General features: G+C 44.6%; 13 protein-coding genes. 6 read left to right on the top strand and 7 right to left on the bottom strand.

Annotated features, from left to right (window positions below):
- Positions 1–75: 75 nt before the first annotated feature.
- The 5 genes from GGD38_RS00990 to GGD38_RS00970 all read right to left on the bottom strand — a co-directional run bounded on the left by GGD38_RS00990 (position 76) and on the right by GGD38_RS00970 (position 9,215).
- Positions 76–3,525, bottom strand: a complete 3,450-nt coding sequence (locus GGD38_RS00990; protein WP_375299899.1) for a TraB/GumN family protein — start codon at positions 3,523–3,525, stop codon at positions 76–78.
- 26 nt (positions 3,526–3,551) lie between these two features.
- A complete protein-coding gene (gene lptC / locus GGD38_RS00985) occupies positions 3,552–5,573 on the bottom strand; it encodes an LPS export ABC transporter periplasmic protein LptC (RefSeq protein WP_375299900.1) in 2,022 nt (673 codons plus the stop codon).
- Between the two features lie 14 nt (positions 5,574–5,587).
- The gene (locus GGD38_RS00980) at positions 5,588–6,559 is read right to left on the bottom strand and encodes an MlaD family protein (RefSeq protein WP_375299901.1); all 972 of its coding nucleotides are present in this window, start codon (positions 6,557–6,559) and stop codon (positions 5,588–5,590) included.
- A gap of 517 nt (positions 6,560–7,076) precedes the next feature.
- The gene (locus GGD38_RS00975) at positions 7,077–8,045 is read right to left on the bottom strand and encodes an N-acetylmuramoyl-L-alanine amidase (RefSeq protein WP_375299902.1); all 969 of its coding nucleotides are present in this window, start codon (positions 8,043–8,045) and stop codon (positions 7,077–7,079) included.
- Positions 8,046–8,207: 162 nt separating this feature from the next.
- Complete coding sequence (locus GGD38_RS00970; RefSeq protein ID WP_375299903.1) at positions 8,208–9,215, bottom strand: N-acetylmuramoyl-L-alanine amidase; 1,008 nt, start codon at positions 9,213–9,215, stop codon at positions 8,208–8,210.
- Between the two features lie 80 nt (positions 9,216–9,295).
- On the opposite strand from GGD38_RS00970, the gene GGD38_RS00965 reads away from it, so the two are divergent.
- A complete protein-coding gene (locus GGD38_RS00965; protein ID WP_375299904.1) occupies positions 9,296–12,025 on the top strand; it encodes a putative LPS assembly protein LptD in 2,730 nt (909 codons plus the stop codon).
- Between the two features lie 108 nt (positions 12,026–12,133).
- Here the strand turns inward: GGD38_RS00965 and GGD38_RS00960 are convergent, their stop codons facing one another.
- Together GGD38_RS00960 and ung are read right to left on the bottom strand one after the other, a co-directional pair.
- Entirely contained in the window at positions 12,134–12,877 is a 744-nt protein-coding gene (locus tag GGD38_RS00960) for a lysophospholipid acyltransferase family protein (RefSeq protein ID WP_375299905.1), read from the bottom strand.
- A 164-nt stretch (positions 12,878–13,041) separates the two neighbouring features.
- The gene (ung, locus tag GGD38_RS00955) at positions 13,042–13,713 is read right to left on the bottom strand and encodes a uracil-DNA glycosylase (RefSeq protein ID WP_375299906.1); all 672 of its coding nucleotides are present in this window, start codon (positions 13,711–13,713) and stop codon (positions 13,042–13,044) included.
- Positions 13,714–13,904: 191 nt separating this feature from the next.
- On the opposite strand from ung, the gene GGD38_RS00950 reads away from it, so the two are divergent.
- The 5 genes from GGD38_RS00950 to GGD38_RS00930 all read left to right on the top strand — a co-directional run bounded on the left by GGD38_RS00950 (position 13,905) and on the right by GGD38_RS00930 (position 24,650).
- Positions 13,905–14,483: an RNA polymerase sigma factor gene (locus GGD38_RS00950; RefSeq protein ID WP_375299907.1), complete on the top strand. Its 579-nt coding sequence runs from the start codon at positions 13,905–13,907 to the stop codon at positions 14,481–14,483.
- A gap of 252 nt (positions 14,484–14,735) precedes the next feature.
- Entirely contained in the window at positions 14,736–15,839 is a 1,104-nt protein-coding gene (locus GGD38_RS00945; protein ID WP_375299908.1) for a FecR family protein, read from the top strand.
- A 211-nt stretch (positions 15,840–16,050) separates the two neighbouring features.
- Positions 16,051–19,557: a TonB-dependent receptor gene (locus tag GGD38_RS00940; protein ID WP_375299909.1), complete on the top strand. Its 3,507-nt coding sequence runs from the start codon at positions 16,051–16,053 to the stop codon at positions 19,555–19,557.
- A gap of 31 nt (positions 19,558–19,588) precedes the next feature.
- Positions 19,589–21,172: a RagB/SusD family nutrient uptake outer membrane protein gene (locus tag GGD38_RS00935; RefSeq protein ID WP_375299910.1), complete on the top strand. Its 1,584-nt coding sequence runs from the start codon at positions 19,589–19,591 to the stop codon at positions 21,170–21,172.
- Positions 21,173–21,197: 25 nt separating this feature from the next.
- The gene (locus GGD38_RS00930) at positions 21,198–24,650 is read left to right on the top strand and encodes a VCBS repeat-containing protein (RefSeq protein ID WP_375299911.1); all 3,453 of its coding nucleotides are present in this window, start codon (positions 21,198–21,200) and stop codon (positions 24,648–24,650) included.
- Positions 24,651–24,655 lie beyond the last annotated feature (5 nt).

Raw genomic sequence — 24,655 nt, 5'->3', positions numbered from 1 at the left:
GAAGGGAACGAAAATAGTGCCAAAGGTATTGATTAACTGTTCGTTAAAACAGTTGAGCGGTTTTTTAACTTAACATTATTCGCTATCGTTTACCACCTCAAGGTTTTTAAGAAAAATTTTAAAGTGTGTATTCACTTTAGCGGCCGACCAGGTTTCATCCCAATAAATGCCGTTGAGATAAGTTGCCGTTTCAAGTGTAGTGCTATTGGGTTTATAGCCACCTGCTATACCCAGGTAGCCTGCGGGTTGATCGTCATCAATAACCACCCGGTATAAATAAAACGTATATGATTTACCTTTGTAGCGGGCCGTTCTTTTTTCAAGGAAAGTGATCTTCTTTACATCGTAATCTTCTACGGCCAGTTCATACATGGCCGACCGGCCAAATGCCTGTTGTGTTGCATATTGGGTTGGGAAAAGCGCCGTTTTTTTCAACTCCTTCAACTCATGATACAATTGTGTTCTTATATTATCATCTGCAGCCAGCTTTAATAAAACATCTGCCGGAACGGTCTGTTTGTTTTTTATCAATTGCAGGGCAGCTTCCTTTTTTATATACAGGTCTTTGGCTGGTAAATAGCTTCTTAACACATTGTAGCAGGTGGTTGTATTAAAACGGCCTATCAATGTAAGCAGGTCGTCGATAATGAACCATTCAACCTGTTGCTTTTTAGCGGCGGGCAGTAATTTTTTGGCGGTATATATAAAATCATTCTGCAAAGGAGCCAGTTGCTCTTTTTTAATAAAACCACTGTCTAACAAGGCCAGGGTAACATCGGCTATATAAGCGCCCTGTGTACTGTCTTTTATCAGTTTCTGTAACGTATTGAAGATTGTGGCCGTTAAGGCCAGACTGTCTTTTAACGAAGCTACAGACTGAAGGTCTATCGCTTCTTTGGGTGGGCCATATTGTTCAATAAGACTGGCCAGGGTGGCATAGCTTTCTTTGGTATACAGGTTTATAAGTGTAGCAAGCGCTGCGTTCCTGAACACCTCGTTCTCCCCGATGAGTAGGGGATATTTTTCCTTAATAAATGAAATGGTGCTCGAATCTTCCAACTGGCCAAGGATCATAGCCAGGCGCATGTTGGTATAGGTATCTTCCTCATTGCTGTAAAGAGATAGGTAGCGTTTAAATAACGCTTCGTGTAAAAGCGGAACGTCTTGTTTGCGAAAGGCCGAGCTGAAAAGGGCGGTACCCGTTTCTCCTCTTACGGTGGAATCTTTACTGGCAATGTTTTGCAGCAGCAGGGGCGTTTTTGATTGGGTGATGAAATGCGGGTTCTGCTGTGGTTTGTTAATGCGAAAACTGTTTAGGTATTCGGTAGCGTTTGTGTCATATACAAAATTGCTGTCGCCTATAACCATTACCTGCATCACTTTATCATCGTGCAATATGAGGCGCATTCTTTTATAGGCCGCATCTTCTTTTACCAATAGCTCCAAAGCCGGCTGGCCGTTATATACGATGTTTGTTTTCTTTATAAGCTTATTTCTTTCTGAATACCGGTTAACCGTATTATCCCAAAAAAGGCTATCGTTTTCGAACCACACATATTTGCCCAGGGTATCGGGCATTATAAAATAGGTGCTGGCAGTTGTGGTGTCAAATGAATAGGTATAGTGATTGCCATCTGTATTCCAGGTTCTGAATGGCCCGGGAACACGGGCCGAGAACAGGGAATCGGCGGTTGTATATACCTGCCAGGGTACTGAAGCCGGTGTAATAAGCTGTAACGAATTGAAAATTTTTTGCGTTTCGGGGCTTTGCATTTGGGCCGAATCGCTAACCACTACCAATACAATGTTGCGGTTGTTTTTGATAAGCGACATGGCCTGCATATAAAAGCCTTTTTGTTCGGCATTGGCGCCTTTCAAAACAATACCATTATAGCCCTGTAGTTGTATACTGTCAACCTTTAATTGCGGATATTGCGAGGCCATGCTTTGCACCAAACCTTGTTGAATGGTGGTATCGTTGCTAAGGTAAAGACCCGGTGAAATATCTTTTGAAAAGAGCATTACATATCTGCCGCCCGAAATGTCGGCGCCGGCATAAGCGCTGATGTGCCAGCCATCGCTATCGTTGCTTAATTTTTTATTATAGGCGAGTTCGGCAGGGGATACCAGGCTAATGCCCATTACCGAATCGATGAACGGATGATCACCGGCAGCCGCCAATTGTTTTTTGGAAATGAGGAACGACTTAAAAAAACGCTCGGCGTCTTCTGATGTGAGCATTTCCTTTTTAACCGCATTCATATACGCTACATAGGCCACGTTGTCGTGTATAAATGCCTGCATACGTATTCGCTGGCCCATAAGGGTATGAATATATTCTTTCCCTTCAATGCCGCTATTGATCACTTTTTTTGCGGTTATTTTTTCTGTTGTTTGAAACATCCTTTGCGCCAGTTGCTGCAGCATACTGTCTTTATTAATAGTAGAGCGGGGGCTCACTACCGACATGGTGCAGTAATTGGATAAAGTGAAAATATCGAACAGGTATTTTAGATCTATGACGCCAAACAGTTTAATGTCGATGGCATTGCCGGGCATGGCCACTTTGTACAATCCCTGTTTGTCTTCGGTTTCTGCCCAGGGCAGTTTTACTTCCTGAAAGGTATAATTACTGGCGTCTATTTTTTTTGAGGAGAACACCGGTTCTACCGTAAAACCTTTTGATTGTAAAAGGTGTATTACACCACTATCGCCAGGTAAGTGCGCTGCGCCAACGGCAATGAACATGGTACGCAGGGCCGTAAGGCTATCAATGCGCCGCGCCATTTTTACATTGCGTTTTATCATCAACAGGTCGTGGAACTGGGCCGAACCGGTCATAGTGATGGCTTCAATGCCCTGCAGGTCCTGGTTTATATACATTTCAGCCATATGCTCCATCATATTGTCGGCGGCCTTTTTTATATATACCGTATCGCTGGCCAGCAGCATGTCGATATCACTTTTATCTACCAGGTCGTCTAAGATGCCGGTTTGGTCGGCAATGTCTTCAACACCGCCCACCCATTTGCCCTGCCGACGGGCAATATTATACAGGTATGCATCGAGGAAGGTGGCCATTTCACCTTTTTCGAGGTAATCGGCCATCCATTTATTTTTTGCGGTAACAATATCGCCGGTAGTTATTTCTGAAGCTGGTTTTTTAAATTTTTTGGCGAGTGCCGCGCTGTATTTTTTAAAATCCCTTTCGCTTAACAGTTCGTGTAGTTTGGCGCCTTCGGCTTCGTTTATTGCTTTATTTATATAATAGGCGCCCATTTCATCGGGATTCACCTCAATGGCCAGTCCATCGGTTTTTTCAATAGCATTATAAACCGAGTCGCCCAGCCTGAATAATCGTTTATCGGTAAGGTGTATGGTACCAAACAGATAGGAGGGTTGTTTAAGTCCATTGCCGGTAATACGCCATAACAAACTTTTTGGATAGGTACGTTGTTGGCCGTAGGTACAAGATGCGATAATGCATAATGCCAATAGGCAACATGCGTATCGGATGGGGAACATGTAATAGGGTTTAAAAAAGTTTTGGTTTAATTTTTCGTAGCTGGTTGTTCCTGCTGCTTTTGTTCTTGCTGGCCTTTTGTTTCGTTTTGCTCGTCAGTTTTTATTACCGGTTTTACGTCTTCGAACAGTTCGAATTTTGTTTTGGGTCGTTTTTCCTCGAGCCATTTAAAACCGCGGAGAAATTTATTTTGTTCCGTGGCCTGGTTTACCGGGTACAAAGTACCCGATACGTCGCTTATGAAGACCACTTTGTTCAGTTCTTTATTTTTAAAACGCAGGTCAATAATATCGCCGGTTGCATTATTAATGCCTTTCAGTTTTCCATTTTCTTCTTTAAGATAATAAATGCTTTCGGCATTTCCCTGCGAACGCATATAATCTATTTGCCCATCTTTGAAATAACCATGTATGCGGTTGCCCTTTATTTGGTTATACATGTTCTTATCGCTGAGGTTAATGGCCAGGCCATTCTCAAATACGTATAAACGATCGGGGTTTTTGTTCTTTGTGTACACGTAAATAGTGTCGCCGGTGATCTGGCTGTTGCTGGCCCACATAACGGGGTCGGTGTATAATCTGAAAGTTGAATCTTTACCTGAGTACCAAAGGCTGTCTGACATGGCCTGCATACTGTCGGAGAAAATGCGCACATGGTGCCAGCCCTTAAAATACCGGTCGCTGCTATCGTTCTTATTTTCGGTAGTTGTTTTTTCGGGTTTGTTGTTGGCAGCAACCACTGATTTGACTGCGTTCTTTTTGGCCGGGGGCTGGTTTCGTAATGTGGGTTTCGGCGCTATGTCTTTGGTAATATTTTTTTTCTGTATTGTATCGCGCTTTACTACACTGGTATCTTTTTGCAGGCTGATGGTGCTGTCTGCCCGCGCAATATTTGTTTGCAGTTTGCTGCTATCTGTGGCCAGCAGGGCCGAATCTTTTGGTAAACCGAGCGAGTCGCGAACGGGGCTGATTGAAATTTTTGCCAGGTTAAGGCTATCGTGTTTTAAAAAGCTGGTATCGCGCACCAGGCGGTTGGTATCAGGCGGCAATGTGCTGTCTGTTTGAGCACGCAATTTGCTCAACCGGCCCGATTCAAGTGTATCGGCTGTGATATAAATAGAATCTTTATCCTGTTTTATGATCAGCAGGGGATGCTGGGTTGCCAAAAATGAACCGTCAATACGGTTGGCATTGATCTTATTGGCCAGCACCGAAATACCCTGGGCCGTATCAATATATACGGCTCTTCCTGTCAAAATACTAATGCCGGTACTGTCGTCACTGTCAATGTTATCGGCTATAATGGTTGTGGCCCCATCTTTCAATATGGGCCGTTGGCCAAAAAAAGCTTTCCTGTTACGGGTATCGTAAAACCCATCCTTGGTATTGATGGTGCGTTTTGCGCTGTCAACAATTTTGGTAGGGGCAATGAAGGTTGCAATCTGTGTAGATGTATTATATAAAAGCGAATCGGTTTTAAGGGTGTACTTGGGATCTTTGAGGTCAACGTTCTTTTTAAAATATACATCCTTCAGCTCTTCATAATAAGTTCCTTCCTTACTGGTTAAAACAGAGGTTTGGTTAACAAGCCTGCCACCATTGTGGTATTCCCCAACTTTGGTGTTGAGGTCATATTGCAGATCGTTGGTGTACAGGGTGCTTTTGCTATCGGTTAATGTTACGTTGTTCTTGAGAAAAGCCAGTTTGGTTTCGGTAAAATATTGCAGGTATTGCGAGCGTATGTTTACCGTATCATTATCTACGATATGTACATTGCCGAATGCTTCCAGGTACTTGGTCCTTTTATTCAAAATTGCGCTATCGCATTTGAATAAAGTATTCCCCTGCTTCAATTGAACATTGCCCGACAGCATTTGCAGTTCGGTGGTGTCGTTGGTTTTAGCATAGCTAAGCCGGTCGGCATTTATCAGGTTCACTACTTTCATAGTGTCTGCGCCGGGCCGGTTCATTATTACCTGGGAATGTACTTTGTCGGCAGAAAATAACGCTGCCAGCGTCACTATCAGCGACAAAACCACATATCGTATCATTGATTAAGCTTGACTTATTGTTTCAGTGTATCGAGCGGCGCTTTTAACGGTCCCTTTTTGTCTTTTCCACCAAACAGGGAAATGTTAATATAACGTTTTGGATTAACCCGCAGGTCGTCGAGCAAGATAGTCAAACTGCGATTAGTGAGGCGAACCTCATCGTACAATTTGCGATCATTTAACAGCAGCCCAATAGAGCCTTCCTTGCTATCGATCTTGGCAATGCCTGCCTCCAGCCTTGCCATAGTGCGGTTCATGCTTTCAATGGCCTCCTGAATTTTAGCTTTCGATATTTTGTCGGTAGCGGTTTGCAGGTTGCTGAATGTGCTATCGATCTTTGGACCATTACGTGCAAAGCCACTGGTAATGGTTTCCAGGTTATTGATCGATTTTGCCAGCATACCGGTTTCGGTATTGAGCAATAGCTCCAGGGATTTCGATGACTGGGCCAGGTTGCCAATAATGCCCTGTAAGTTATTGCGGGTATTGGGGTCCAGAATGGTGTTCAGTTTTTGCAGCACATCGTCCAGCGAAAGCAGGGTCTTATTAATATTATTAATAGCCGGATCTAAAGATTTCTGAAACTTATCGGTAAGACCCAGGGTACGCTCGGTACGAATGGTGTCCCCTTCCTGCAGGTAGCTGGGGCCATTGCCTAAATGAATATTTACGCCAGTGGTACCCAGCAGTTCTGAATTAAGAGTGGCTACCGAGTTTTTGGGAATGTTGATGTCTTTGGTAAGGGTAAGGGTAACTATAATACCACTCATGTTCTTGTCCTTCTCATGTATGTCAGTTACTTTACCTACCTGTAATCCATTAATAATAACCGGGTTAGAGGTTACCAGTTTTTCAACATTAGGAAATTCGGCAAATACTTCTGTACCGCGGGCACTTTTTCCTTTCAAAAAATTAAAGCCAAGAATAAGCACAGTGATCGCAATTGCGGTTAAAGCGCCTACTTTAGTTTCATTAGAGATTTTCATCTTATTAGCTATGATGTTTTCAATGGCCAGACAAATCCTTGCGGGCAATTGTTCACATTGGTGAAAATATAAGCGCAGGTGGTTTCATCTGAACGGGTTATGTTTTAAAGGTTACCCCCTAAAACGGCCAATTGCTAGCAAAAGTATAAAAAATTGAAATACAGGGCGGTTGAAAGGTTAAGTATAGTTGACGAGTTGACGAGTTAACAAGGAGTAGGGGCTGGTTGTTAATAGTCGGCTTTTAGTTAAAAAGTTGATGGAGGTGATAATGTTGATAGAGGAAAACCACTTTCTTGGGGCGCCTTCGGCTCCCCGACCTGATAATTCGAAGCTCACTATTAAATGCCTGGCTTCGAATTTTGCAAGAGTTGTATTTGCTTTCGGCTTTTAGCTTGCAGCAGTTTTTTACCCTTTGCCAGCCTATCCCGACTCTCGGGATTTCACTTTTTACGATAGCGAGGCTACCCAAAGGCGAGTCATTGCCGATTGCCGATTCACGATTGCCGTTGCGGCTTTCTTACGACTTTCCCCCCTGCGAACGGCTTTTTTCATTGATGGTAATTGGCTGCGAAGTGGTAGTATTGTTGCTGGTAGTGGCGGCACGGTATCTTTTAACCGCATTTACAATGGCTTTGGCCATTTCGGTTTGTCCCTTTTTGCTGTTGAGGTACGCTTCATCGGAACTATGGGTAATAAAACCGGTTTCTACCAGAATGCTGGGCATGGCGGTAGCCTGTAATACCCAAATGCCTTTTTCGTTCCGTTGCCTAACGCCCCGGTTGAGCATGCGCGTGTTTTTGGCAATTTCTTTTTGAACCAGGGTTGCCAGTAACAGGCTTTTATTAAAATAGCGTTTGGTCCACAGTAACGATTTGGCTTTAAATGCCGGGTCGTTAAGGTTAGGCATGTATTCGCCATCATCTAATTCTTCGGCCATGCGGTTCGATACATATTCGCTTTTGGCTTTTGCCCTGTCGGCAGCCCATATATAGGTTTCGGTACCGCGCAGGGGATTATCGGTATAGGTGATCTTGTAGTTCTTAACCTTACGTGTTTTTTTTATGCGCTTTTTACCCTTTTTTACATAGTAAGTTTCCGTTTTGTAGCCAATGAATTTTTTGTTTTTGATTTTGGCGGCGGCATTGGCGTGAATGGAAATGAACAGATCGCCTTTGTGGGAATTGGCGAAATCGGCCCGGGCCTTTATTTCAGGGTAATTATCTTTTGTGCGGGTAAAATAAATTTTGGTTTGCGGAAATGCTGCTTTTAGTTGCTGACCCAGGTTTAAGGCAATGGCTAAACACACCTTTTTTTCGGTGGAATAGTTGCCATGGGCACCGGGGTCACGACCGCCGTGGCCGGCGTCGATGATGATAGTATTTATGCCTTGTTTTACGGGCTTAGGGATTGCAGGTGCGGTCCTATATGACGAAAGAACCATGCACAAGCCGGTGCCCAACAGGCAAAGGATCATTTTTTGCAGCATGTATTCCGGGGCAATTTTATAAATTCAATCAATACCGGTATAACGCAAAGATAATGCTGCAATTGGCTTATTTATAGTTATTATTAAAAACCAATGTACTATTATTATAATTTGCTAATCTGCTAATTAGCATTTTTATCAATATGTTGAATGGAGACGAGGCTAGGGGTTTGCCGGACCAGCCTGTTGAGCCTGCTGAGCTTGTGCCGGGGCTGGCGAACCGCCTTCCAGCACCGCTTTATATCTTTTTATAGCATTTATAATTTGGGTAACTATTTCATCCTGTCCTTTCTCACTATTGAGATATTGTTCTTCTTCAGTATTAGTAATAAATCCGGTTTCAACCAGAATGCTGGGCATACCGGTAGCCTGTAATACCCAAATACCTTTTTCATTCCGTTGTTTAACGCCTTCGCTTAACCGGCCCCCATTTTCAAATTCTTCTTCTACAAACGTGGCCAGGGTAAGGCTTTTGGCAAAATATTTCTTTTCATACAGCTGGGCGCGAATGATGGCTTCGGGCGAGTTCAGGTCGAGCACGTTGGTGCTGTCGTCAACATTTTCACCGGTTTGCTCTTCGGGCGAATTAGTTGAATTAATAAAACCTGTTTTACTACCAGAGCGGTCGGCAGCCCAAATATAGGTTTCGGTGCCACGCCTGTTATTTTTTACCCAATAGCTTTCGTAAATGGGAACACGAACGGTTTTTTTACGTCTTTTAGAACCTTTACCTACGTAAGTGACCTTGCTTTTATGACCAACTACCCTTTTGGCATACCAGCCGCCGGCTCTGGCACCGGTAGCGTTACAGTGAATGGCAATAAACAGGTCGCCCTTGGCCTGGTTGGCCATATCGGCACGATATCGTAATGATTCATGAACACTGTTGGGATTCCCGGGCAGCTCATCGGTAGTGCGGGTAAATATTAACTTACTGTTTGGGAGTTCCTGGGCCAATGCCTTACCCAGTTTGAGCGAAATAGAAAGCGCTACGGCGGCCTCGGTAGAGAACTGGCCATGCGCGCCGGGATCGATACCACCATGACCGGGGTCAATAATAATAGTACCTAGTACCTGTTTCTGTTGCGCCCATGCGCTGATTCCGGCAAACATGAAAATTCCTGCAACAAAAAAGCTTTTAAAGCTGCGATATAATTTTTTTTTATTCATTTATTGTTCAAGAATTTAGGAGACTTTAATCTTCACATATTCTTAATCCATTAATACCTATTTTTGCCCACCACCTGCATATGATGAACGGACGCAAAAATAATTTAAAAGATGGTTCGGCCCTGATTTTATCGTTATGGCTTTTGCTATTAACGTCTGATATCTGGGCTAATTATTTCTCGAAACCTTATTTTGACAATTCCTTAACCAGAATTGAGCAGGATACGACCAAGCCTGTACGTGCTTTAGATACCATACCAAAGAAACTGGACTCGGCTTCCCGAAAGCTTAACGATACCATTCCCGGGAAAGATACATTAATAAACAAAATTGATACCGTTAATGTTCCGGTTTCGGAAGATACGCTCGATGCACCGGTATCTTATAAAGCATCCGACAGTATGGTGCTGGATGTACCCGGAAAAACGATCACGTTGTTTGGTAAAGGGAACGTAAAGCAAAAGGATATGGACCTTTCGGCAGATAGCATTAGCCTTAATCAGGCTACGCAAATGGTAACTGCCGTTGGCCGTAAAGATACGGCAGGTAATGTTATCGGAAAGCCGGTAATGGTACAGGCCGACAGTAAAATATCGGCGGATATCATGCGGTACAATTTTAAAACGCAAAAGGGGATCACCGAAGGAAGTATTACACAACAGGGTGAAATGTATGTGCAGGGTGAAAAGGTAAAGAAAATAAACGAGCACGATTTTTTTGCATATCGTTCACAATTCACTACCTGTAACCTCGATACGCCGCACTTTGCATTCCGCGCCAATAAAATGAAAATGGTAAGCCAGAAGCTGGCAGTATCAGGGCCCATTCACCCCGAGTTTGAGGGCGTGCCGGTACCAATATATATTCCCTTTGGGTTCTTTCCATTATCGCAAGGGCGCCATTCCGGTTTATTACCACCGCAGTTTTCGCAAAGCGAGCAGTTTGGTTTGGGGTTGGAAGGCCTGGGTTATTATAAAGTGCTGAGCGAGTATTTTGATGTTACCCTTCGTTCAAACCTGTATTCTTATGGCGGTTACGAACTTACGTTAACACCTACGTATCGCAAACGCTACCGGTATAATGGACAGATGAACCTGAGGTACCAGTCGGTGAAAATATTGTCGAGCAGCGGAAAAGGGGAGTTCGACGTAACAAAAAACTATGCTATTAGCTGGAGCCATACGGTTGACAGCCGCGCCCGGCCGGGTACTACTTTTTCGGCGAATGTGAATGTTGCCTCTACCAAACTTAACAGGTTTATTCAGAGCGACCCCACAGCTAACTTTCAAAATACACTGAATTCTTCAATTGCTTACTCCAAAACCTGGGGTACTAAATATAATTTAACAGCAACGGCCAACCATACCCAAAACAACCTTACTCGGGAAATAAACCTGACCCTGCCGAACCTGTCGTTCACGGTAAATACATTGTACCCATTGCAGCCAAAAGAATTTGTTGGTACACAAAAATGGTATCAAAAACTGGGTATCGGGTTGAACAGTACCTTAGCCAACGATATAAGATTCCTGGAACAGGATTTCAGCTTTAGTAAAATACTCGATACCATGAACTGGGGCGCCCAGCATTCAATACCCATTCAGCTATCCCTGCCACAAATGGGGCCATTTCAAATTTCACCAGGTATTAGCTACCAGGAAAAATGGTATTCACGAAAACTTAAACGTACCTGGAACGATTCTACCTTGAAACTTGATACCTCGGTTACAAAAGGGTTATATCGCGCCAGTGATGTATCGTTCAGTTTGGGTGTAAACACCGCCATGTACGGGACGTTCGCCGGTTTTGGGAAGAATAGCCCAATTGCGGCTATTCGCCACACCGTAAGGCCTACCATTTCCTTTAGCTATAAACCCGATCTGGGCTCAAAGCATTACTATGATGAGTTTATAGATTCTGCCCATTCCCGTACACAACGCTTCTCCTATTTTGATGGAAGTTTATACGGTCCGCCCAGTGAAGGCATATTTGGTGGTATTAGTTTTGGGATAGATAATAATATAGAAGCCAAGGTAAGATCGAAAAAAGATACAGCGAATGGTGGATTGAAGAAGATACGGCTGATTGATGGTTTTGGTTTTAACAGCAGCTATAACTTCATTGCCGATTCATTTAAATTGTCGCCATTTAGTTTGTATGTACGTAGCACCCTGTTCGAAAAGATCAATATAACTATGGGCGCTACACTCGATCCTTATAAGACAGATTCCATGGGCTTCCGTAAAAACCAGTATATGTGGGAACACGAAAAATTCTCATTAAAAAATCTTGGTCGAATTACAAACGGTAACATTGCGGTATCTACCTCATTCCAAAGCCAGGCAAAGGATAAAAAAGCGGCACAGCAAAAAGAAGAGGCCTTACGCGAGCAGGGAATGTTAACGCAGGAAGAGCAGCAGGCGCAATTGGCGTTTGCCCGGGCCAACCCGGCCGAGTTTGCCGACTTCAATGTGCCCTGGTCGCTGAGTTTATCGTACTCGATGAACTTTACTAAACAGATCAAAAGCGATTATTCAGGCTGGGAAACCAATTCGTATTCGAACCTGAGCTGGAACGGTGATTTCAACCTTACACCCAAATGGAAATTTGGTTTGCAAGGATTTTACGACATCAAGGAAGCTGCAATACAACAGTTCTCCATGTATATTTCGCGCGAAATGCACTGCTGGCAATTAAGCATTAACGTAACACCGGTTGGTTTGTGGCGTACATTCAATTTTACCATCAGTCCGAAGTCGGGAATTTTGCGTGACTTGAGGATCAATAGGACCAGATACTTTACCAATTAGTTGAAAAGTTAACGAGGTAACTGGTTAACGGGGAAGAAATGAAAAGTTTTTAGATAAAGAACAGGGCCATCGCCTAGGGCGATGGCCCTGTTCTTTTACTCGTCACCTTTACTTAGCATTTTGAGTATAGTAATCATGCATGATCTGATAAACTCTTTCCTTCAACGCCACCGATGTTTCGCCGGGTTGCGGCTTAATGGGTGGTAAAAAATGCATTTCCATTTTATGCGGCATCAAAAAGAAAGCCTTGCTGGCTGGTAACACCTTCTTTGTATTGAAAATAATGCCGGGAATAATAGCCTTGCCACTGTCGATAGCCAGGCGGAAAGCGCCATCGTGAAAACTTTTCAGCGGTTGATCGGTAAGGTTACGGGTGCCTTCGGGATAAAGGCACATATGCAAACCCATATCGAGCACCTTACGCATTTTATGATAACTCTCTTTACGGCTGGCTTCACTTTTACGGTCAACCAACACAGAGCCGGTGGTATAAATCAAACCAAAGATGGGGATCCTGGCCATTTCAATTTTGGCAATGGTCTTGTTACCACCTGGTATGGCGGGGTAGGAGATAGGCACATCCATAAATGAATTATGGTTGCTTACTACAACATAGGTTTCGCCGGGAGCAAAATTCTTTCTGCCACGAACAATGAGGGGGCAGCCAATGAGCGGCAGGTAAATACCCATCCACACCCGGGAAATGGCGGCAAACCGCCTTGTTTTTTTGGGCTCGCTGCATGGATAACTGAAAATCATAAACGGGATCAATACTATCAGCAGGGTGATAGTAAATATCAACGCGGCCCAGGCTGCACAAATGCGACCGATTATCTCTTTTAGGATATTCATTTTTTATTTATACTTCCGTAATAAATCTATGTTACAGGTTGCAAGTTACAAGGTTGCCGGTTACCAGTTTCCGGTTGCCAGGCTTTAATTCGAAACTTGCTATCAGGTGCCTGGTAACTGGCATCCGGTAACTCAAAGCTATGTTCACTGCAGCTTCTTGATTACTACAATGCCCAGTTAACAGGATCTTTCCCATTCTTCATCAGGTATTCATTGGCCTTTGAAAAATGGCGGCAGCCAAAAAAACCTGCGTAAGCGCTCAGGGGCGATGGGTGGGCGGCTTTCAGTACCAGGTGTTTTGTTTCATCGATCAACACCTGTTTTGCACCCGCAAATTTGCCCCACAGAATGAACACTACATTTTCCTTCTCTTCAGAGATCTTTTTAATTACATTATCGGTGAACTCGGCCCAGCCTATTTGCGAATGGCTCATGGGCTCCGCTGCGCGAACGGTTAACGATGCATTGAGCAGCAATACCCCCTGCTCGGCCCATTTGGTAAGGTTGCCATGATCGGGGATGGCAACGCCAACATCAGTTTGCAATTCTTTAAATATGTTTACCAGTGATGGTGGCGGCGGTACTCCATTCGAAACAGAAAAACAAAGTCCGTGCGCCTGTCCGGGCCCGTGATACGGGTCCTGTCCTAAAATGACCACCTTTACATTATCGAATGGGGTTGTATTGAATGCATTAAAGATGAGGGCGCCGGGCGGATAAATGGTCCTGTTGGCCATCCTTTCCGTTTTTAAAAAAGTGACGATATTCTGAAAGTACGTTTTTGCAAATTCGGGTTTCAATGCTGTTTTCCAGCTTTCCTCAATTTGTACGTCCATGAGTAGTAATAATATTTGCGATAAAAATAAGGAAAGGGAATTTATTTGATATATTAAATTCCATGTTATGTAAGTCGTACGATTACTATGTGCTAATATTTTTTTTGCATCGAATTGTTCTGATGCCTTAATATTGATGCGCGAAATGCCAAAAACGCAGAACGCTTTTAAGTAACCTATCCTCACTGCTGATGTTGAATAATGATTCACAGTTAGAAGCCACATGGCTTCAACGATTGCAACAAAATGACGAGCAGGCGCTGGCTGCCATCATGAGAAAATATTATACTGCCTTGTATAATTACGGGTCGCGTTTTACCACAGACGAAGGCCTCATAAAAGATTGTATACAGGAGGTGTTTATTAGTTTATGGCAACGCCGCGAAAATGCCGCTTCTATTTTATCTCCCCGTTATTATCTCCTGCGTGCTCTAAAAAATAAAGTACTGAAATCACTGCATCAACACAACATTCGCCTGGGTACTGTTGCATTGGAAGAGGAATATGATTTTTTGCAGGAATTCTCTGTAGAAAAACTGATCATCGATAAACAGATGTCGGAAGAACAGGCTACCATATTACGTAAAACCATGGCGCAATTGTCGAAACGCCAGCATGAACTTATTTACCTCAAATTCTATCAGCACCTCGATCACGCACAAATAGCAGGTTTAATGAACCTTAGCCGGCAGTCGGTGTATAATCTTTTGCATGAAACTATTCAGAAGTTAAGAAGCCTTTGGCAGGCTGAGTTATTCCCACCAGCATAATCGGCAATCGGTCGGCAAACGTGAAACGGCAAACGCCCTATTTCGAGGCTTGCGTTTTGTCGGCAATTGACTTGAATTTCGGGTGCTGCAAGGTCGTAAACAAATCTGAATGCTCGCGAGGCCATTCACCATTCACCACTCACGCCCACATACTGATACTTTTATGACCTAACCTGGTGTTTTTTTAACAATTACTCATTTTTACCAGTAGAATTTACCGGCCGAAGGAACTTATTGGTATAACCGAGAAGTATGAAGGATTTCCGGCTTTATGATATATCAGATTTTGTAATAGATGAAGACTTTATCCGCTGGGTGCATGAACAGCGCGAGGAAGATAACCTGTTTTGGAGCACCTGGCTGCAACAGCATCCTGATAAACACCTGGTTATCGCCTCGGCGCGGCGCATTGTTGAATCAATACAATTTCAGCAAAGCAATATCAGCGGGCAGGAAGTTGAGCGCGAGGTAGGCCGGTTACTGCAAACCATTTCTACCCAGCATATAAAACCCGAACCCCGTACCGGTAAAGTAATTGCTTTTAAATGGTGGTATGCAGCCGCCGTATTACTGTTTTGTATAACCAGCGCCTGGTATTTTTATTTCCGTAATACCCATGCGCGTCCGTTTGCTTATGCCGTTATGGTGTCGTCGAAGCAATTGATTGAGCACGTTAATACTTCACAGCAGCCGTTGCTGCTTACATTACCCGATGGCAGCCATATTACCCTGGCATCAAAAAGCCGTGTAAGCTATGCACATACTTTCGGAAGCGGCGATACCGCCAAAAACGGCGCAACCCGCGATGTGTACCTGTTGGGTGAAGCGTTTTTTGAAGTTACCAGAAATCCCCACCGGCCATTCAGGGTATTTGCCAATGAAATTGTTACAAAAGTATTGGGCACCAGTTTTACCGTACGCTCGTTTGAAAAGGATACTACCATACAGGTTACAGTTAGAACCGGTAAAGTGAGTGTTTATAAACAGGCCGAAACCAAAGCCAGCAGTAAAACAAGTGAAATAATTCTTACCCCAAATCAACAACTGGTTTACGAAAGAATGGGGCAAACGTTCCAGAAAGTACTACTCAGCAATCCCGCTACAATTACATCTACAGGTACCGACAGAACATTGGTGTACGACGAAGCGCCGATAGACAGGATCCTGAGTGACCTCAGCAACATGTATGGCATTAGTATCGTATTCGACAGCGATCTGCTGAAGAAATGCACCGTAACCGCCGACCTTACGAATGAACCTTTTTACCGCAAACTCGATCTTATTTGCAGCGCCATCGATGCGCATTATGAAGTGATAGATGGTCAGGTGGTGATTGAATCGAGCGGATGTAAATAAGCGGTAAGAACGACAAATAAAATGACTGTTTTAATTTATTTATAAACTAAATAATATGATCAAGTTACCACCATAACTACCAGGCAAAAAAGAACCCCAGCATTGTTCGCAGCAATACCGGGGCTACTTATGATTTTGTCCTGCAGCCTTTAAGTAGCGGGACAAACAGTGATTAAAACTGATTGCTTTAACCAACTAATAGTACAAAACTATGAAAAAAGTACTCGTTAACCAGTTAATCTACCGGTTTATGAGAATAGGATTGCTGCCATTACTACTGATCACTGGATTTACCAGTATCATGTATGCCCGCCCGGTACACGGGCAGGAGGTTCTGAATCAGCGTATTAACCTGATTGCAGATAACAAGGAAATGAAGACGGTGCTGAATGAGATCAGCCGGCTTGCCGAAATAAAATTTGTGTACAGCTCCCAACGCATTCCGGTGCGGCAGAAGATCTCTGTGGCCGCCCGCAACCAGCGTTTGGGCGAATTATTAGAGATTGTTCTAACGCCATTAAATGTCTTGTATTTCGTATCGGGCAACCAGATAGTGTTGATGAAAAAAGGAGAGGCCTATAACCTGGCCATGTTCCTTACCGATGACCCCCGTAAATATTTACTCGACGAAGAAGCGACCGCCAAGAACATTACCGGAAAAATAACTAACGAAAGCGGGGAACCGCTGAACGGTGTTTCGGTATTGGTGCGGGGTACCAACAGGGGCACCAGCACCAATGAAAAAGGTGTTTTCGTTATTTCAGCCGATGTGGGCGAAACGCTGGAGTTCTCGATGGTTGGCTATAAAGAACATGCTGTTAAAATAGGTGATGAAACCAATATCACTATAAGGCTGGTAGCCGAACAAACCAACATGAACGAAGTGATCATTGTTGGTTACGGTACCCAAAAACGGAGTTCTCTTACAGGCGCCATCACTTCGGTAAATACCAAGGCCATCAACGAACTGCCGGTAGCCAGTGTTGAACAAGCCCTGCAGGGCAGGGTAGCCGGTTTAACGGTTACCAACAATGGCGAACCCGGTTCATCGCCAATTGTGCGTATCCGCGGGGTTAGCTCCATCAATTTTGCCAGTGATCCCTTATATGTGATCGATGGATTTCCTACTGGCAACCTCATCAATTTCGATAGCCGTGATATTGAATCGGTAGAAGTATTGAAAGATGCCAGTGCAGCCGCAATTTACGGGTCAAGGGCTACCAATGGCGTTGTACTGATCTCTACTAAAAAAGGAAAACGAGACAGGAAATTACAGGTTCGGCTCGATAGTTATGTGGGTACGCAAAAGCCCTGGAAAAAAATTGACCTGCTGAATACCGAACAATACCTCAAGTATGAATTTGCATTGAATGAAGCCGGTGGAGTAGGGCATCCGCCCCGTTTACAACCAGCCAATTTCAATCAACCTATATATGCCGGCGCTACCCAAACCTATGCACAAACGAATACCGACTGGCAGGATGCCTACTTTAAAAGCGGCGTGCTTACCCAACATAATTTGTCGGTAAGCGGTGGCAATGATATCAGCCGCTTCTTTACATCGGCCGGTTATTTTAAACAGGATGGTATTTCACAGGGTGTGTATTATGAAAGAGGCAATTATCGCATCAATTCTGACCATAAGATCAGTAATGTATTCAATATAGGTGAAAACCTGATGCTGTCATATTCAAAACAACGTTATGATAATACACCAGACAACAGGACCAGGCTGGTGAATGTTATTCGTAATCTGCCATATTTACCGGTGTATGACCCTACAACATTAGGTGGGTTCAGAGGCGCCGAGAACAGCGTAGACGGCGCTGACCCTACGAACCCGGTGGAAGATGCGTTACTCCAGAATGCCATTCGCAAAACATTAAAAGTGCTTGGTACTGCGTATGCTGAAGTGAATTTTACCCCCTGGTTAAAGTTCCGCTCTACCTTTGGTGTTGACCATGTAAATCTGTTCCAGCACCAGTTCAAACCCATTTTTAACGATAAAGGACGCAGTGATCCCCTGGCTTCTATAGACGATGTGCGCACCACGCTCACTACCTTGTTATATACCCAGCAGCTTACGTTCGATAAAACGTTCGGTAATCATCACCTCACCGCTACCGGTGTGTATGAAACCCAAAGCAACAAGGCATACGGCGAACAAATGACCGGCAACCAGGCTACCAATGATATTGAGACCATGTTTGGCGCCACGAATGTGAGTGCCTTCAGCACAAAAAGCGAAAACCTGCTGATCTCTTATGTGGCCCGGTTAAATTATGAATTTGGTGGTAAATACATGCTGAGTGCAGCTATTCGCCGTGATGGATTATCAGTTTGGGCGCCCGGCAATAAATTCGCCAACTTCCCTTCTGCCTCAGTTGGCTGGCGGGTTGACCAGGAACCATTTATGCGTGATCTGAAACAGGTGTCGGAATTAAAACTGCGTGGGGGGTATGGAGTTACCGGCCTGAATGGCATTGGCATTTTTGGTAGACTTCCCAATTCACAACTGCCAAATGATTATCCCTGGCAGGCCATCGTAGCATTGAATGGCGCCACCTATCCCTTTAATAATTCCATGCCATCGGGCGGTAATGCATCTTTCTATAATGCTATTTCAAATAGCGACCTTGAATGGGAGAAAACAAAGCAGTTGAACATTGGCTTTGATCTGGGTTTGTTCAATAACCGCGTTACATTGTCGGCCGATTATTACCGGCGCAAAACAGATAACCTGATGCTGAATGTACCAACACCCGGTTCATTCGGGTTTGGACGCACCGGTGTATTGGCTAATATAGGCGCCATGGAGAACAATGGGTTCGACCTGCAACTGGGCTATAAAGAAAGCGTGGGTGATTTTAAATGGGATGTTACCGGCAATATTAGTTTTATTACCAACAAAGTGATCAGTCTGAATACGCCGAATGCAACCATCGACAATGGCGGCGATCAGGACTTTGGCGGTGGGGCGCCCATTACCAGGACCAAAGCCGGAGAAACGATCCAGTCTTTTTACGGGTATGTTGTAGAGGGCATTTTCCAGAGTGATGCCGAAGTAACAAGCAGTCCATTCCAGACCGATAAAACCAGAGCCGGTGATTTGAAGTTCAAAGATCTCAGCGGGCCCGATGGTAAACCCGATGGAGCTATTACTGCCGATGACAGAACTTTCCTTGGAAATTATTTACCCGATTATACCTATTCTTTGAATTTAGGCGGTAACTATAAAAACTTCGATGTTTCTATCTTTTTTCAGGGCGTACAGGGCAATAAGATCTTTAATGCAGCCCGTATCATCAGGGAAGGTATGCCGCGATTATTTGGTGCGGGTACAGCCGTGTTAAATGCATGGACGCCTACGAACACAAACACCAACGTGCCAAGGGCCGTTGCACAGGATCCTAATCAAAATGTACGCCCCTCTACCCGCTGGATCGAAAATGGTTCTTACCTGCGGTTAAAGAATATCATGATAGGGTATACGATCCCCGGCAGCTTTTTGCAATCATTTACGAAAGGAACGGTTAGCAGTTTCAGGGTATACGTTTCATCCCAAAACCTGTTCACCATTACTAATTACACAGGCTGGGACCCTGAAGTTGGATCGAAAGATATCAAGAAGCCCAACGGAACGCTCACCAATGGTATCGATTTTGGGCAGTACCCTGCCGCCCGTTCGTTCCAGTTTGGTGTACAGGTAGGTTTTTAACCGGCTATTTCATTTAATACAATTTACTATTATGAAACCTAAACATATTAAGTATAGTATTGGGGCTGCTTTGATAATTGTAGTAACGATCATTGCCTGTGAAAAGCAACTCGATAAAACCAATCCCAGCTATCCAACGCTGGAAACTTATTTCCGCAATAATGATGAACTATTGAAAGGGACCAACGCCATTTATTCCATTTTTCACGCCGGATCATTGGTAGGCCGCGAGTGGTTTTTTGTGCATGACCTGCGAAGTGATGATGTAAGTGCGGGTGGAAGCCAGCTTGAAGTGCCCCGGGCGCAGATCCTGAATGGCAATGCTTCGCCAGATAATAAAGTATTGGGTGACGTATGGAATGGCCTTTACACGGTCATTCACCGGGCCAATACCGTTATAAAGTATGCACCCAATGTAACAGGTAATGTGCCCCTGCGCGACCGCAATGTCGGCGAAGCCAAGTTCTTTAGAGGATGGGCCTTGTTTGAGGCGGTATCGTTGTGGGGACCGGTGCCTATGTACCTGGAACCCGTAACCGCACCCAATCAGTTTCAGCCCCGTGCACCGGAAGCCAGTATTTACGAGCAGATCATTAAAGATCTTACAGACGCAGCAGCGATTTTGCCTCCCAGTTATGGCGAAGCAGATCGTGGCCGGGTAACCAAAGGGGCGGCCAATGCCATGCTAGGCCGTGTGCAATTGCAAAAAGGCGATTACGCGGCTGCCAAAACTGCTTTACTGGCTGTAAAGAATTCCGGAGAGTATAACCTCAATGTTCCATATGCCAACAACTTCCTCGAAGAAACGGAATTCAATAAAGAGTCTATTTGGGAAGCGGTGTTTTTCGAGAATAAACCCAACACTTTTAACTGGGGTGGTGAAGGCGGAGGAACCGGCGATGATCCCAGCCAGGCGCAGGGAACAGTACGTAACCAGGAATATTCGCCTATAGCCTGGCGTAACCTCATTCCTTCAAACAGGTTCCTGAATGAATTTGAGAACACGGCCACAGGAGCTGCGAAAACAGATCCACGGTTTGCGATGTCGGTTTACCAGAGTGGCGACACATATAACAACGGAGCGTCTGTGCTTACAGATGATGACCAGAATGGAAACTCCTCCATTCTAAATGGTGTTACCAAAAAAATAAGCTGGCGCAAGTTTATGATCATTTATAAACATGGCAAGGGTGGCGACCGTGCCGGCGGCGGAAACAACCAACGAATTATACGATATGCAGAAGTGTTGCTGATGCTGGCTGAGTGTGAAAATGAATTGAATAATACAGCAGCAGCGGTAGGTTATTTGAATGAAATACGCGACCGGCCAGGGGTGGATATGCCGCATTATCCAACCGCTCAATTTCCAACCGGCAGCAAAGCGGATATAACAAAAGCTATTATTCATGAGAAAACAGTAGAGATGGGCTGCGAAGAAATTCGCAACCGCGACATTTTGCGTTGGCGCAAAAAAGGATATTATACTTCTGTCAACGAACCCTTGTCATACTTTAAAACAGGCCGCGATGAATTGTTACCCATTCCGCAACAGGAAATAGATAATAATCCGCAACTGGGTTCAGGCAGTATAAATAAACAAAATGGTGGCTACTAAAGTGCTTCAAAACTAACAAAAGGCTATGGTCTCATCGTCAGCGTGCTGTCATCTTCGTTTACTGGTAACATCCGTATTCTTATTGCTGGTTTCTTGTACTACGGATAAAAAGGAAACGCTGTTCAGCTCATTGCCCTCAAAGGTTACTAATATACATTTCAGGAACCAGGTAAACGAGACTGACAGCACGCATTCCTTTATCAACGAATTTGGCTACATGGGTGGCGGCGTTGGCATAGGTGATTTTAATAACGATGGATTGAAAGATATTTATTTTACCGGTAACCAGGTAAGTTCGGCCTTGTATATAAACAAAGGCGAAAACCACTTCGACGACATTACCGCCAAAGCCGGCTGCGGCACCAGTGGCTGGGCCACCGGAGTAAGCATTGTAGACATAAATAATGATGGTTACGACGATATTTATGTTTGTGTATTTGGCAAGAACCTGCTCGAACGTGCAGCCAATCTGTTATTTATAAATCAACATGATCTTACTTTTAAAGAGTCTGCTGCAGAGTATGGATTGGCTGACACCAGTTATTCAACCCAGGCTGTGTTCTTTGATTATGATAAAGATGGCGACCTGGATATGTACCTTGCCAATTATTTACTCAGCGCCGGAAATGCCAATACTATTTACCCGCGCGACCAAACAGGCGGTTCCCTGGCAAATGATAAATTATACCGAAATGAAGGTGTAGCAGGAGCGGCCGGGCATCCCGTGTTTACCGATGTTACGCTGGCAGCTAATATCAAAGAAGATGGTTATGGCTTAGGTGTAGTGGTAAGCGATCTCAATAACGATGGGTGGCCCGATATATATGTGGCCAATGATTTTTTAACGAACGATGTAATGTGGTTGAACAACCGAAATGGGACCTTCACCAATAGCATAGCAAACGCCATACAACATCAGAGTTATTCAAGTATGGGCGCCGATGCGGCCGATATAAATAATGATGGCTGGCCCGATGTGGCCACGCTCGATATGATGCCCGAGCATAATGAACGACGGAAGCTAACCTGGTCGGTAATGAATTATGAACGGTACCAGGCCGAACGCTCATACGGTTATGAGCCAGAGTATATGCGGAATATGTTGCAATTGAACAATGGAAATTGGAAAGGCCGGGAAAATGCAAATAGTAGCGAGGTTACCAACTCCCCCTCCACCGGAAGGGGCCGGGGGGAGGCCGGACGGCGGAGGGAGGTTTCGACCCCTTTTTTCAGCGAGATAGGCCAGCTCGCCGGCATCGCCACTACCGATTGGAGCTGGAGTGTATTGATGGCCGATTTTGATAATGATGGCTGGAAAGACATGCATGTTACCAATGGAATCGGCCGCGATTTTATCAATGCCGATTTTCTTGAATTTAGTTCAACCGTAATGGGGCGGGTAAGCGATATAAAGCAACAACGAAAACTGATCAATGATAAACTGGCATCATTGAACCATGTGGAGTTAGGTAATTATCTGTATAGAAATAATGGCAATTACACATTTACCGATGTATCGGAACAGGCAGGGGTGAACGAAAAGTCGATGTCGAACGGCGCCGCCTGGGCCGACCTCGATAACGATGGCGACCTGGACCTTGTAGTGAACAATATCAATAAAGATGCATTTGTATTGATCAATAATACCAATGTAAAAGGTAAACCTGTAACGCATCATTCCATAAGTATTCAGTTAAAAGGGAAGGGGGCAAACCCCGCCGCCTTTGGTACCAAAGTAAAAGTGTATACCGGTTTACAGGTACAAACGCAGGAACAAAACCCGGTACGCGGCTATTTTTCAACGGTAGATACGAAGTTAGTCTTTGGTTTAGGACAGCATATGCATATCGATTCCATTGTTACCATTTGGCCCGATAATACTTTTCAGGTGTTAAGGCAGGTGGCAGTGGATTCGCTATTGGTTATAGATCAACAGCCGGCTGGAACGTGGCCGGGGTATACCACGCAAAACCAGCTGGCTGTTTTTTTAGATGTTACCAATGCAACACATATAGCATACCGCCATGTAGAAAGTAATTATAATGACTTTGCGGTACAACGATTGCTACCGCAAAAATTTTCGCAGTTGGGTCCATATATAACCACCGCCGACATTAACAACGATGGGCTCAATGACCTCTTCGTCGGCGGTGCTTTTAATTTCAGTGGCCGGTTTTTTGTGCAACAAAAGAACGGACAGTTCACCAGCGTTGCCCTCACAGACAGTATAAAAATGGAAGAAGACCAGGATTGCATATTCTTTGATGCAAATGGCGATAGCTTTCCCGATCTGCTGGTAACCAGTGGTAATATTCAATTTGAAGACAGTTCGGCGTATAATGCGCCCCGATTGTACACAAACGACGGAAAAGGACATTTCCGGCTACAGACGAACGCCATTCCCGCCAACATCCGCATTATTGCAGGTTGTGTACAGGCGGGCGATTACGATGGAGATGGGCGGCCCGACCTGTTTATTGGCAGCCGCGTTACGCGCCAATATCCTAAGCCTGGCCGAAGCTACATTTTACACAACGACAAAGGCGTATTTACCGACGTTACAGCTACTGTATGTAAAGAATTGGTTCACCCCGGTATGGTAACGGCAGCAGTTTGGACGGACCTCGATAACGACCATCAACCCGACCTGTTGATAACAGGGGAGTGGATGCCTATAAGGTTCTTTAAGAACGATCACGGACGATTACGCGAAGTAACTCAGGGTACCGGTATTGCCACTATGACCGGTATGTGGCGGAGCCTGGCGGCGGCCGATATCGATCATGATGGCGATATAGATCTTGTTGCCGGTAATTTAGGTTCCAATTGTGATTACCAGGTACGCGATTCAACGCCTATGGAATTGTATGCGGCCGATCTTGATGGGAATGGCAGCATTGATCCCATTCCGTTTTATTATATCAAAGACCAAACTGGAGTTAAGCGGCTATATCCCGGCATCAACCGGCGGCAGTTTGCCGACCAGGTGCCGGCCATCAAAAAGCAGTTCCTGCACCATACAGATTATGCTAAAGCCACTGTTACCGATATCTTCAAAGGCCGTCCGAAGGACAGTTTGGCCCGGTACACGTGTACCGAAACCCGCAGTTGCTGGTTCGAAAACCTCGGCGGTGGCCAATTCAGACGCCATATTTTACCGCAGGAAGCCCAATTCGCTCCTGTAAACGCCATTATTTGCGATGACCTTGACGGTGACGGAGCTATCGACCTGCTGCTGGCTGGAAATGAATATCAGACCGATGTAATGACCGGCCGCTATGATGCCTCCTACGGATGCTTTTTAAAGGGAATTGCCGGCAAGAACTTTCTGGCCATTCCGCCCGTACGAAGTGGGTTTATAGTGCACGGCGATGTGAAGGATCTGGCATTGATAAAGGGGGCGAAGGGCCAAAAAATGGTGGTAATTGCTGTAAATAATGATTCCCTGAAGGTTATGGGCATCAATTCAATGAAATAGTTTGC

The organism is Niastella sp. OAS944 (assembly GCA_024809215.1).
In the GTDB taxonomy this organism is placed as follows: Bacteria; Bacteroidota; Bacteroidia; order Chitinophagales; family Chitinophagaceae; genus Niastella.
This window is presented reverse-complemented; position numbering and strand designations above follow the sequence as displayed.

Excerpts from the sequence above, each read along its gene's own strand:
- GGD38_RS00935 (WP_375299910.1), top strand. The coding sequence starts at position 19,589 with ATGAAACCTAAACATATTAAGTATAGTATTGGGGCTGCTTTGATAATT.
- GGD38_RS00975 (WP_375299902.1), bottom strand. The coding sequence starts at position 8,045 with ATGCTGCAAAAAATGATCCTTTGCCTGTTGGGCACCGGCTTGTGCATG.
- GGD38_RS00990 (WP_375299899.1), bottom strand. The coding sequence starts at position 3,525 with ATGTTCCCCATCCGATACGCATGTTGCCTATTGGCATTATGCATTATC.
- ung (WP_375299906.1), bottom strand. The coding sequence starts at position 13,713 with ATGGACGTACAAATTGAGGAAAGCTGGAAAACAGCATTGAAACCCGAA.
- GGD38_RS00950 (WP_375299907.1), top strand. The coding sequence starts at position 13,905 with ATGTTGAATAATGATTCACAGTTAGAAGCCACATGGCTTCAACGATTG.
- GGD38_RS00970 (WP_375299903.1), bottom strand. The coding sequence starts at position 9,215 with ATGAATAAAAAAAAATTATATCGCAGCTTTAAAAGCTTTTTTGTTGCA.
- GGD38_RS00930 (WP_375299911.1), top strand. The coding sequence starts at position 21,198 with ATGGTCTCATCGTCAGCGTGCTGTCATCTTCGTTTACTGGTAACATCC.
- GGD38_RS00940 (WP_375299909.1), top strand. The coding sequence starts at position 16,051 with ATGAAAAAAGTACTCGTTAACCAGTTAATCTACCGGTTTATGAGAATA.
- GGD38_RS00965 (WP_375299904.1), top strand. The coding sequence starts at position 9,296 with ATGATGAACGGACGCAAAAATAATTTAAAAGATGGTTCGGCCCTGATT.
- GGD38_RS00945 (WP_375299908.1), top strand. The coding sequence starts at position 14,736 with ATGAAGGATTTCCGGCTTTATGATATATCAGATTTTGTAATAGATGAA.
- lptC (WP_375299900.1), bottom strand. The coding sequence starts at position 5,573 with ATGATACGATATGTGGTTTTGTCGCTGATAGTGACGCTGGCAGCGTTA.
- GGD38_RS00980 (WP_375299901.1), bottom strand. The coding sequence starts at position 6,559 with ATGAAAATCTCTAATGAAACTAAAGTAGGCGCTTTAACCGCAATTGCG.
- GGD38_RS00960 (WP_375299905.1), bottom strand. The coding sequence starts at position 12,877 with ATGAATATCCTAAAAGAGATAATCGGTCGCATTTGTGCAGCCTGGGCC.